The sequence below is a fragment of the Paraburkholderia sp. GAS448 genome (assembly GCF_050435685.1).
GTDB lineage: Bacteria > Pseudomonadota > Gammaproteobacteria > Burkholderiales > Burkholderiaceae > Paraburkholderia.
The window spans coordinates 1-11,254 of sequence record NZ_JBNDKT010000087.1 but is presented as its reverse complement, the minus strand read 5'-3'; the positions used below and the strand labels follow the sequence as shown (position 1 = coordinate 11,254).

The 11,254-nt window shown below is 56.3% G+C and carries 9 protein-coding genes and 2 pseudogenes; 3 read left to right on the top strand and 8 right to left on the bottom strand.

The window, feature by feature from the left end:
- Nucleotides 1-96: 96 nt before the first annotated feature.
- From P3T23_RS46370 to P3T23_RS46355, 4 genes and pseudogenes are all read right to left on the bottom strand, one after another.
- Nucleotides 97-564: pseudogene (locus tag P3T23_RS46370) on the bottom strand (NAD(P)H-dependent flavin oxidoreductase); the annotation flags it as partial.
- 141 nt (nt 565-705) lie between these two features.
- Nucleotides 706-901: pseudogene (locus P3T23_RS46365) on the bottom strand (transposase); the annotation flags it as partial.
- 301 nt (nt 902-1,202) lie between these two features.
- On the bottom strand, nt 1,203-1,832 hold the full coding sequence (locus tag P3T23_RS46360; protein WP_429322734.1) for a 2-hydroxychromene-2-carboxylate isomerase: 630 nt from the start codon (nt 1,830-1,832) through the stop codon (nt 1,203-1,205).
- Nucleotides 1,833-1,935: 103 nt separating this feature from the next.
- Nucleotides 1,936-3,567 (bottom strand): AMP-binding protein, encoded by a 1,632-nt coding sequence (locus P3T23_RS46355; RefSeq protein WP_429322733.1) that lies wholly within the window; start codon nt 3,565-3,567, stop codon nt 1,936-1,938.
- A gap of 400 nt (nt 3,568-3,967) precedes the next feature.
- Between P3T23_RS46355 and P3T23_RS46350 the strand changes: the two genes are divergently transcribed.
- On the top strand, nt 3,968-4,549 hold the full coding sequence (locus tag P3T23_RS46350; RefSeq protein WP_429322732.1) for a TetR/AcrR family transcriptional regulator: 582 nt from the start codon (nt 3,968-3,970) through the stop codon (nt 4,547-4,549).
- Nucleotides 4,550-5,059: 510 nt separating this feature from the next.
- On the opposite strand, the gene P3T23_RS46345 is transcribed toward P3T23_RS46350, so the two are convergent.
- The 3 genes from P3T23_RS46345 to P3T23_RS46335 form a co-directional block, all read right to left on the bottom strand.
- Complete coding sequence (locus P3T23_RS46345; protein WP_429322731.1) at nt 5,060-5,761, bottom strand: OmpA family protein; 702 nt, start codon at nt 5,759-5,761, stop codon at nt 5,060-5,062.
- Nucleotides 5,762-5,831: 70 nt separating this feature from the next.
- Nucleotides 5,832-6,596: a flagellar motor protein gene (locus tag P3T23_RS46340; protein WP_429322730.1), complete on the bottom strand. Its 765-nt coding sequence runs from the start codon at nt 6,594-6,596 to the stop codon at nt 5,832-5,834.
- 71 nt (nt 6,597-6,667) lie between these two features.
- A complete protein-coding gene (locus P3T23_RS46335) occupies nt 6,668-7,912 on the bottom strand; it encodes a Crp/Fnr family transcriptional regulator (protein ID WP_429322729.1) in 1,245 nt (414 codons plus the stop codon).
- A 629-nt stretch (nt 7,913-8,541) separates the two neighbouring features.
- Here P3T23_RS46335 and P3T23_RS46330 point away from each other — a divergent pair.
- Nucleotides 8,542-9,342, top strand: a complete 801-nt coding sequence (locus P3T23_RS46330; protein ID WP_429322728.1) for a PhzF family phenazine biosynthesis protein — start codon at nt 8,542-8,544, stop codon at nt 9,340-9,342.
- Nucleotides 9,343-10,061: 719 nt separating this feature from the next.
- Here P3T23_RS46330 and P3T23_RS46325 read toward each other — a convergent pair.
- On the bottom strand, nt 10,062-10,307 hold the full coding sequence (locus P3T23_RS46325) for a DUF4148 domain-containing protein (protein ID WP_429322727.1): 246 nt from the start codon (nt 10,305-10,307) through the stop codon (nt 10,062-10,064).
- Nucleotides 10,308-10,896: 589 nt separating this feature from the next.
- Here P3T23_RS46325 and P3T23_RS46320 point away from each other — a divergent pair.
- Nucleotides 10,897-11,254, top strand: a 358-nt coding sequence (locus P3T23_RS46320) for a sigma-70 family RNA polymerase sigma factor (protein WP_429322726.1), incomplete at its 3' end; no start/stop codon positions are given.

Below are 11,254 nucleotides of genomic sequence, written 5' to 3'. Positions count from 1 at the left end.
TGAGACGTTCTTCAGGCTGTAACTGCTGATACTTGCTTTTATTCATGTGCGCACCTTAGCAGATCAAGGTGTTGCAGTTCACATTTGATCGCGCCTCGGAATATCGTCCTCTCCTGGATGGCCGCCGCATTCAAAGCCATCCACAGTGACAGCATCGCATCCTATCTGTTGCGCTTTAAGGGCGTGGCGTATTGACGTGCACTTGTGAAAGACCTTGATACCCGCGTCTTTGAGACTACCAATGTATGGCTCTGGATTGCGACCGGCCGTCTCGACGATCCGCCCCCCACCCTGTTTGATAGCGTCGATGTATTCAGGATAGGGAGGGGCCGAAAACGTCGGAAGGAACGTAAGATTCACGCCGAACGGTTGATCGGTCATTTCCCGGCACCGGGCAATTTCCTTTGCAAGCAGTTCAGGCGTCTTCTGTGTCAAGGCAGTGATAATGCCCAAGCCGCCGGCGTTGGAAACCGCAGAGGCAAGTTCTGCGAGGCCAACGTAATGCATTCCTCCCTGAATGATGGGATATTTAATCTGGAAAAGCCTGGTTATACGTGTCTTCATGCTGGCTCCTCATATCTTTGAGTTCCACCACCGGGAATCCCGGCTGGGGCGGAAATACACAATGTAAGTGCGACCATGATACGAGGCTAAACTTGCCTCCTCTATTCGGATTTGCTGCCTGAAAGCTCGAGGGCTATCGGACTCTTCGCCAGCCGTCACAGCCGACAGGCTGCCGTCCTGGTAAAGCTTGCGTCAGTGAACAGCTGGTTCGGATTCACGTCTTGCTGGCGTGCCACCATCGACACCGTCCCGTCCGGCTCGAAGCTTTCCTGGACCATCGCCAGCTTTTCGTCGGTCGACCACCGCCGCCGACGCTCGAACCCGTCAACACTTCTATCACTTGGTTCTCCGGCGGCCATTCAGGCTTCGGGCGCAGACGAACCGCAAACGCGTAACTTCCTTGGTTTGACGCACGGATAATCGGTTGTTCGACATTCGTAGTGGAAATCGCACCTGTCTTGTCGTGAAATTAGCGCTCGGTTTGGCGTGGCCGTATTACCGTTTTCCGCTCAGTCTGCGCATGGTCGAGGAGCTACTGGCCGCGAGGTGAATCGACCTCGTTCTGAAGAGCATCGACGTAAGGCACGCGCTCAGATCATCACGTCAAGAAGTGGGGCCTCCGTAAAATCCAGGGCGATTCACTGCGGAGTGAGAGGAGTGACCGCTGCCGGCACATACCGCTTCCCAGCGGCAAGGAACTGATCGAGTAGCCAAATGCGGTCCCCGCCCCAAAACAGTTCGTTTCCTACTGCGAATGTTGGGGAACCAAACACCCCCCGGGAGACCGCAGCCTGGGTCGCCTCGTTGACGGCTCTACGCGATTCTGTCGACTCAATGGTCTCGCGAAAACGTTGCTTGTCGATGCCAACCACCTTCTGAGCAACATCGAACAAGATATCCATGTCACCGAGGTGCCGCCCCTCAGCCCAACGTGCACTCAACAACGCTTTCGCCAGCGCCGGTCTCTGTTCAAGCGGTTGCGTGTACATCAACTGCTGAGCAGGTACAGGGTCAAACATGGAGAAATCATCTGTAAGTGGCATACCTAATACTTTCGCCATTCGTGATGCGTCATGACGGGCATAGGGGCCTTTGAGCGGCGTATCAAGCAGCGGCTTCAGCCCCATTACCTTTACTACCGCAACGCCAAGCCGGAACGGCAACCAATCAAGTTTTTTACCGTGACGGTCTGCCAAGGCCTCAATCGCATTCGATGCGAGGTACGCGTAGGGCGAGACGAAATCAAAATAGAATGCGATCGAATCCATACTTTCGTTGGGTAATTTGAGTGTCTTGCCCGTATCCTGTAATCCCGGCGGACTTTGAAAAATCCGCCCCAGGGGTCGCCCCCGCCAGGGCGCAACTGACAAATTACGGGGCGCCGTCCAGTGATTTGTCCGCACGTACTTCTTTAAGGAACTGCTCACGTAGAACATACTTCTGGACCTTCCCCGATGCAGTCTGAGGGAACTCATCCACAAAACGCCAGACCCGTGGTGTCTTGTATGATGCGAGACGAGTGCGACAAAAGCTCGTGAGCTCACTCTCTCCTTCGGCACGTCCGGCTCTCAGCTGGATGAAGGCAGCGATGATCTCGCCCCATTCGGCGTCGGGCAACCCGACCACGCAAGCACCTGCAACGGCTGGATGGCTAAGCAAAACCTCCTCGATTTCGCGAGGATATACGTTTTCGCCACCGCGAATTATCATCTCCTTCATTCTTCCCTGAATGGTGAGATAGCCGTCGCTTGCCATCGAACCCAGATCGCCCGTTCGAAGCCATCCGTCGTCGGTCAGCGCCTGTCGCGTCGCTTCCTCGTTGTCGAAATAACCCTTGGTTACGCAACTTCCCCGAGTCCAGATTTCACCCAAACTGCCTATTGGCACAGTCTCGCCGCTTTGTGGATCGGCCACTTTGACTTCAATCTGTGGCATAGGCCGCCCGACTGTCAACTCCCAACCCGACCGGGACTCATTCTCGCGTGTATGGGTGATATAGGGCGAAGCTTCCGTTTGCCCGAAGCCAATGCCCACCTTAACGCGAAGCGTATTCTCGATCCGCCGTACAAGCTCCGTCGAGACAGGTGCACCTCCGAGGGTTGCGAGTCTCCATGAACTCAGGTCGAAGGCCGCCAACTCTGGGTGTTCCAATATACGAACCATCATGGTTGGGACGGCAGACATCAATGTACCGCGCTCCGACTCGACCAGATCCAACATCAACGCCGGATCGAAAGTCGGCGGAAGAACATGTGTTCCTCCCGTCTGCAATGCTCCCAAAGTCACGAGACCGCACCCAGCTGTATGAAACAGGGGCATCGGGTTGACCCATACGTCGCCTCTACGCGCACCGATAACTTGCGCATAGATTCGCCCATTGTTTGCCAACCCCCGATGGGTTAGAAGCGCGCCTTTGGGGAAGCCTGTGGTGCCTGACGTGTATTGAATTTGGGCTATATCGCCAGGTTCAACACGTGGCAACGCGACGAACTCTGACGAACCATCAACAAGGTCTCCCCAACTCTTCAGTGAAATGATTTCCCGCAAGAGTGGCAGCTCAGGTTTTACTTCATCTACGACAGCTGCCAGTTTCCTTCCGCGATACTCTGGTTCTACGATAATTCCGGAGGCGTGTGACTGCTTGAGGACATACTTGAGCTCCGGAGCGAGATACGCCGGGTTCACAGTTACGAGCGTAATACCGGCAAGTGCTGCACCAAGTTCGATTTGCACCCATTCCGGACGGTTCGATGCCCACACCGCGACGTGCTCGCCCGGGCGAAAGCGACTCAGAAGTGCGCCCGCCACCTTGCGTGACTGCGTCAGCAGCTCGCCATACGTCCAGCGACGCCTGTCGGTTCCGCCTACACCCTCAACCAGCGCAACTTCGTTTTCCCAACGCTCTGCTGCATTCGTGAACGTATCCCCAATGCTGATTTCCAGGAACGGCTCGGTTTGGTCTGCGGGCCAGTACGACAGGTCGTGTGAAGCGGCATGTTCCATGTGACTTATGTCTCCGTCTATCTATGCAACCTGGCGTAAGATATTTGTAATAGTGTGCGGCGCAGCATATTGCCCCGCGAGGTCGCAACTTGATTACGTCCCTATCATAGGCGGCGCACTTTCCTGCTTCTATTCGGATTTCGGCGCCCCGACGTCGGTCCATCCGACGCCTTTCTTCCTGGCTACCTGCGCGATTTGCTAGACGCCTACTCGGATATCTAATGACCCGAAATTCGAGAGCACGCCCATAAGGCTAAAATCTATATGGCGTAGCTCGCGCTCGGTGGTGGCTGCCGCGAACATTGTTGCCAAGGAGGAAGACGTGCCTGTCAAAAGTCGAAAGTTCGGCGCGAACGCGGAGATTGCCGTGCGCCGCAGGCCGAGGCAAGGACGGTCCCTGATGACCGTTGACGCCATTCTCGAGGCTGCTCGACAGCTTTTGATAAGAGATGGATTTGATGCCACGAGTACGACTCGCATTGCAGAAGCAGCTGGTGTTAGTGTCGGTTCACTTTATGAATACTTCACCAGCAAGGAAGCCCTCGTCGCGAAACTGATCAAACGCCATTGTGACAACCTGCTTGACACGTACGCCAGCGCTTTCAAGGAAGTGGAGGGCAAGGGGATAGCGCCATTGGTCGACGCGTGGATCGATACAAGTGTGGACGCGTATGCAAAGGATCTTGCCTTGCATCGCGTTCTTCTCGATCAGATGGGCAAGGTGAGCAAGACGCAGCACCTAAGACGCGTTTCTCTCGCCATTGCTGACCTTCTCGAAAACGCGCTTCGCAGATGCGGGGAGCCGGTGCCCAGGCCGGACCTGCGGTTGGCGGCGTTTGTCATTGAGTCGACCGGAGAAGCACTAGTACATAGGGCCATTCTTTACGGCGACGATCTCTTCAACGATGAGTTGCGGCGCGAGTGGAAGCTCATGACTTGCCTCTATCTTGCTAGTACGGACAGCTCGTCCTCGCAGACGTGACACTTCAGGCCGGGCCGAGCCCTTCATCGCCAGAATCCGCGGACTGAACGGCGGGATCGGTCCGTGCGCCGTATCTGCTTTCGGTGCCTTGTACTCAACGGCGAAGACGTCTCTGCTCCCCGTCGGATACATGGGCGCGGCGATCACTTGGGAGAGGTTTACGCTCAGGGTTGCCGCGATGCTTGAGCAGGCTGTTGCGATACCCCCGCTTTCGACACTCCGTTCATAACTCCCGCTTTATCGAAGCTGTATAGCGTGCTGCCGGACGAGGCGAAGAGCTTGGGCTACCGGTAAACGACCGTTCCCAAAGCGAAGCGGCCGTACCAATATCCGGTTGCTGCGGCAGGCGAGCGACTCCTCATGTCCGACTGTACGCGTTCGGCCAGGTAGAGCGTAAGCTGCCAGTCAAGAGAATTGGCGCTTCGCCAGCGGCAGCTTTGTGGCGCCGCATCTCACCCCGCAGAAAGGCGATAGCCGCCTCGTAAGCGACGCGTTCACTCTCCTTGTGACTCAATATTCCACGAGGATAGTCACGCGGCGGTTCGCGGCTCGCGCTGCCGCAGCGTCTCCGATAATCAAGGGGAAATTGTCAGCCCTACCGATCGCGGCCATCCTGTGGGCTTCGATTCCTTTTTCGGCAAAGAATCGAACCACAGCCCCTGCCCGTGCCGACGACAGCTCCCAGTTGGATTCGTATTTCGCCGTCGATATCGGCAAACTGTCAGTGTGTCCCTCTACGAGGATGTTGTTTTTTGAATGGTCGCGCAGCACCACAGCGACCTGGTTGAGCACGCCGAAAGATTCCGGCAACAAACGCGCGTCGCCAGAGTTGAACAAAATTTTCGCGTTAATTGCAATCTCAACGCCCTGTGAGGCATTCGAAATCGTAATCTGTCGTTTGTCTTGAAGCGGCTCTAACAAAGAAAGCAGCTGCCTCCTTGCGGCATCCGGCGCGTCGGGCGCAGCAATAGGGGCGTTAGCGCTGGCGGCGCCCGTCACCTCCTTCACTGCGCGGCGCTCGAGAGTCTCTATTTCAAGCTCTCTATTTTTCGCCAACTGCAGCGCATAAAGCGCAAGGAACAACACCATGAGCGTGGTGATGAGGTCCGCGTAGGAAATCAGCCAGCGCCCGGACTGTTCTTCGGCATCGTCGCCTTTCTGATAGCCGGTTTTCTCTGACGCAAGGCGCTTGTTACCCGAGGAGGTGTTCATACACGAAAAGTCTGCTTCCCGATTGCGTTTGAATGGGCGCCCAGCAACATTTCGCCCGGATCGAAGCCAGCTATCCCAGCAACTCAGCCGATCTTTCACGCACGTCGCCCGCCAGCCGGGTTGCGATCGTGTGGGGCGACTCCTTGCGTGATATCGCGAGCAAGCCATCGAGGTATAAACGCCTGAAGCGCAATTCGCTATCTACCTGCGCCCGTATCTTTCCGTATAACGGCAGAAAGATCAGATTCGCCAACGCGAGACCGTAAAGCGTTGCCACAAAGGCGACAGCGATACCTTGCCCGAGCTGCGCAGGCTCGAGCATATGCCCCGTTACCTGAATAAGGCCGAGCACAGCTCCCAGGATGCCGAATGTCGGCGCGTAGCCACCCGCCTGCTGCCATATCCGCGCAGCCGCCATGTGATTGCGCTCATACGCATCAAGTTCTCTTTGCAAGGCGTCTTCGAGCACAGCAGTCGATACACCGTTTGCCAGAAGCTCCAATCCTCTTTTGGCAAAAGGATTGATTCCGCCGGCCTCTATCGACTCGAACACCAGCATGCCGTTCAGCTTCGCCTGATCGCCCCACTCGAGCAGGACAGACAAGCTTTCCCGGTCGACCTGCCGCGCTTTCACAAAAGCCAGGCGCAGTTGCTTGACGCTGTCATAAAACCTTGCCCAGGTGTTCTGGATCATCACCGCGCCGAGGGTACCTCCCACTACGATGACGAATGCCTCCAGCTGAAAAAGGGAGGTGAAGTGTCCACCCTCGAGCGAGAATCCGACAACGATGGCCGTCACGCCGAACAATGCGCCAAATAGCGTCAAAAGATCCATGCATCCTCTCGAACGGCCGCCCCAGCCACCGGGCCCGAAGTGAAAACAGCCTGTTGTCCGTGCACCAGGTGTCAGGTATCCAGATTGGAAAACGGCGCTGCATTGGCCGCCGGAGATTTGATCGCTCGCACGGTCTCGAGGAATCGCTGTTCAATCTCGGCAATCTCAAGCGGATCGATCTTGATGTCACGCCGCATGACCCACGACACCTCCTTTTTTCTCGCCTCGGTCATCACCGAAAGCAGGCGCTCGGCGATAGGCTGGTTCGTCACGGCGGAGAGCAATTTCGCGAGGTCATAGGTGTCGAAAGCGCTCACGGCTTCGAACAAGGTTCGCTGGTCGACAAACTCCAGATCGTCCAGAGATTTCAGGTCGCCTGGGCCACGGGAATTTCGTCGGGAAAAGTACTTGACTCCCTTTTCCTCGACGTAATTCAATACCTTGGTTTTGCGAAACGCGAAGATATCCTCTGCGATTTCCGCATGGGATAGCTTGTTGAGAATCAGCTTCTTTTCGACGCCGATCAGAGCTTCCAGGTCAGCCAGTTCGATCAGTTCCAGTTCACTGCTAATCGAGATGTCGAGATCGTGGTCCGCCACCTGCTGGGCCCGCTCCGTGATCCGTACAGGATCGAACGTAACAAGCTGCCGACTTGTTGCTCCGTCGTGCGCTGAATATCGCGCCGACGTGTTGCTCAGGTGATCGGACCGGCCCGGCTCGAGCGTGACGAGGTTGAGTTTCTCCATCCGCTTGAGCATGGCCATCACATGCGGACGGGAATGGCCGGCAATCGCATTGCACTTCTTGATGACTTCGGGCAGGGGCACAGAAAACTCCTCCCCTTGAGCGCGGCGCATGCGTCCATCCGGTCTGTCTGCGTTCTCAGCACCCGCCATCAGAGCCAGAAGATGAGCATACGAAAGAACACCTGGCAGGAAATCGGCATGCGTATAGGTGGCAAGGACATCGTCCTTCTTCTTCACCCGTCGAATCGTGGTCCGCACGATATGGCGAAGCAGCGGCGATACGCGCTCAAGCTCCTCTTCCACTACGTTTGCTGCGATGACGGTCAATTGACAGAAGCTAAGTGCTTTCGCGGTGTGCGCTCGCGGTTCGGACGGCAACACGGCCGCTTCGCCAAAAAACTCGCCCTTTCCTAGCGTTGCCAGAATGATTTTCTTTTCGTCGCAATGGGTAGAGATTTCGACTTTGCCGTCTGCGATGACGTAGATGACGGCGTCGCCTGCGAAGCCTTCAGAATAGATGACTTCGCCCGGAGCCGCTGTCCGCGACCATGGCGATCGTTGGTGATTCAAGATTCATTCCCCCGAAGAGCTATTTCCTCGTCCGGCCCGCGCCGTCGTGAGGCACGAGCATGTCCGATCATCCCGACTTGTTTGACTGGATAACGACATGCAATAGGCAAATCTTTAGTACGCGCCAATCATCAGACGTAATGGCGCAGATCAGCCGTATTGGCGCAAACGTTTGGCGGCCCCATAACTTCCTGGGAAAAGCCGTTGGCACGGAAGACTACGCAATGAACCTGGATGTGTTCGAGCTAGTAGCTAAGAGGCTCGGAAATATGGCTTGAACATTTGTCTCGCGACTCAGCGTCCTCGCGACATTACTGAGGGTGTGCTCAGTCAGATGGACCAGGCTATCAAGCGCTGTGGTCCGGTGCGTCTTCCTGTTTCGTCCCTGAAACTTTCACTCCGGATTCGATCAGAGCCGCTCGGGGATTGCTCTGTAGCGGACGTTCGCCAATGCGCGAAATCGGCGGGTCAGACTACGCCCGCTGCGTGGTCGCCCCAGGTGAACGATCACTTTCTTGTACCGAACATCGCAAACTGTATATGTTCACCAGTGTGGCGGGCTGATATCGTCTTCAACGAACACCATTGAAAATCGCTGACTAACTTCCCGCCTTGAACAGGCACATCTCATGAAACTGCCGATCTATCAGATTGACGCGTTTACGGATCGTGTTTTTAAAGGTAACTACGCTGCGGTAGTGCCACTCGAGCGCTGGTTGCCCGATAGTTTGATGCAGGCAATCGCCGCTGAGAACAACCTGTCTGAAACAGCATTCTTCGTGAAAAATGCTGACGGCGCGTTCGACATCCGTTGGTTTTCGCCGCTGAGCGAAATCGCTTTTTGTGGACATGCCACACTGGCAAGTGCATATGTGATCTTCAAGCGATGTGATGATTTGGATGTCATCGAATTTGTTGCGAAAGCAGTCGGTCGGCTTACCGTTTGCCATACGCATGACGGTCTGATCGAAATGAGCTTCCCGCAGCGCCGGCCTGAAAGACTCAACGAAATACCCGCAAATTTGCTCCAAGGGCTTTCGATACGGCCTCAGGAAGTACTGATCAACCAGCAAGCCTATGTTGCCATCTACGAAACAGAACAAGAGGTGCGATCTGTCGTACCCGAACTCAATCTGCTGTCGGCACTTGGTCCGCTTGATGTCGTCGTGACGGCACAGGGCGATAACCACGATTTTGTGTCTCGCTACTTTTGGCCCGCCAATGGCGGCGATGAAGATCCGGTGACCGGATCGATTCACGCGGCGCTTGCGCCGTTATGGTCCGAGCGTTTGGGCAGGTCCGAACTCGTGGCCATGCAGGTGTCGCGCCGCAGCGGATTACTTCACTGTCGCGTACAGGACGACCGGGTGTATATCTCTGGTCAGGCTGTTCAATATCTTGAAGGGACTATCGAGATCCCGGAAGCGTAGGGGCGACCGTTGTACCTCGGAAGCGGCCGTTGAAGTCGCATTAGGCCGAAGGCTGCATAGGGTCGTTAGCACATCTGGATTTTTTTGATTCCGGTCATTCAAAATTGCCGAACGCCTGAAGGCTTGAATGACAGGGGTTTACGGGCAAACGCGACCTTACTCGAATGCCAGTCATTCCCGCAGCTTCCCCCGGATTTCCCCGCTAGAATGACGCTCTCATGCCACTTTTGTTGGTGAGAACATGGCGACGGCGCGCGAGCCAACGCCGCGGTCTGCTTCTGGCATCCAGCGTCCATATACTCGCGCGATCATCGTCTGATCCGTGTGCCCCATTTGCTTGGACACCCACATGGGTTGTTCGCCAGCGGATCGCATCATTGACGCGAAGGTGTGGCGCGTTTGATATGGATTTCGATATCGAATTCTCGCTTTACATACAACGGACTGCAAAACGTCCAACGCCTTCGTGCGACGGGCCCACCGTTTCCAACTGCGCGAGTCGTGAAATACCGCGTCCTGCGCTTCGAGCGCTGGTTGCAATAGTTTGACCTCGCGGCGTCCAGATCATCATCATCGGCTTCTGCCAACTCATGGCGTCGGCGTTGTCTGTCCGCTCTGGACGACCCCCGCTACTGCATTTCTTTCCGCTTGATGTTTGGCGGCAACCTTTGCTTCAGCAGCCTGAATATCGGCGGGGTAGGGCGGGACGAAACGCGTCTTCAATTGTTCGTGCTGTCCGGTGTGGTCGCGCGCTGTTGCGCAAGATGCTGACGCTTCATCCGGGCAACCTGTACCTCGAAGATCGGATTGACGTCCGGGTACGAAGTGTCGGTGACGTAGTTCAGGCCATTCTGCTGCGCTTCGATCAGCTCCTGATAGACCTCGGCGCGTGTCTTGCCCTGGGCAAATGCGCCCGACGACGTGAGAACGGCAAACGAAATGGCGGTGATAGCCAGCTTCTTCATTTCAGACTCCTGAGAGTGTTGTGCGGTATGCGATGAGAAGACACCGCGTCGTCACCGGATATTCCCGTGCTTCCGATAAAAAGCATTGACCTCACCGTCCACGTCATCTTGCCGTCGGTGACAGGTACGGGGTGGCAGGTTGGCGCGATGTCGGCCGCCCGTCCGGTCGTACCGTTATCAGGGGAGGGTCACTGTCGCCGGGCAGAGAATGCATCGTGATGGCCTTCAGCGCGGATACAATGCCTCCGGGATCGCTCATCCGTTTGCCGTGCTTGAGGGTATTGCCAGTGGCTATGGGTAAAATCAGAACAAGAGCCTCGGATGGCGCACCGCTGTGGGCGTGGGCGGCACCTGACTCGCGGCGCGGGCCGGAGACACTCCACAGAGGCAGGTTTGGCCAGCCGGGAGAGGTGGCGTCAGCTGAGGCTTTTCCCCCATGGCTTTCTCCGGATACGCGTCTCGATCACACGACAGGCGGTTGCTATCCCGGGGTAATACGGAGCCATTTTGTCGGTCCGGGAATAAAAGTGACGTGCCGGCGGTCTGGTAACTGTCGGTCACGGAATGCGGTTACTGCAGGGATTTGACAATGGCCGATCCAGATACTGCGCGGCGCTTCGAGACGCTCGTTTTGCCTCATATGAATTCGGCGTTCAATGTCGCGCGATGGCTGACGCATAACGATCAGGATGCCCAGGACGTGGTGCAGGAGGCTTACCTTCGCGCATTCAGGTTTTTTGGCGGGTTCCGCGGCGAGGATGCCCGTGCGTGGCTATTGAGCATCGTGCGCAATACCTTCTACACCTGGCATCACCAGAACCGGGGGCACGCTGCGGATACCACGGAGTTCGAGGAAGACAGGCATAGCCTTGAGACGAATGCCGCTGACCATGACTGCGGTCCGGAAGCGATGCTCATCCGCAGCCAGAGCCAGAAGCGGGTGCACA

Excerpts from the sequence above, each read along its gene's own strand:
- P3T23_RS46340 (WP_429322730.1), bottom strand. The coding sequence starts at position 6,596 with ATGGATCTTTTGACGCTATTTGGCGCATTGTTCGGCGTGACGGCCATC.
- P3T23_RS46360 (WP_429322734.1), bottom strand. The coding sequence starts at position 1,832 with ATGGATTCGATCGCATTCTATTTTGATTTCGTCTCGCCCTACGCGTAC.
- P3T23_RS46355 (WP_429322733.1), bottom strand. The coding sequence starts at position 3,567 with ATGGAACATGCCGCTTCACACGACCTGTCGTACTGGCCCGCAGACCAA.
- P3T23_RS46330 (WP_429322728.1), top strand. The coding sequence starts at position 8,542 with ATGAAACTGCCGATCTATCAGATTGACGCGTTTACGGATCGTGTTTTT.
- P3T23_RS46345 (WP_429322731.1), bottom strand. The coding sequence starts at position 5,761 with ATGAACACCTCCTCGGGTAACAAGCGCCTTGCGTCAGAGAAAACCGGC.
- P3T23_RS46350 (WP_429322732.1), top strand. The coding sequence starts at position 3,968 with ATGACCGTTGACGCCATTCTCGAGGCTGCTCGACAGCTTTTGATAAGA.
- P3T23_RS46325 (WP_429322727.1), bottom strand. The coding sequence starts at position 10,307 with ATGAAGAAGCTGGCTATCACCGCCATTTCGTTTGCCGTTCTCACGTCG.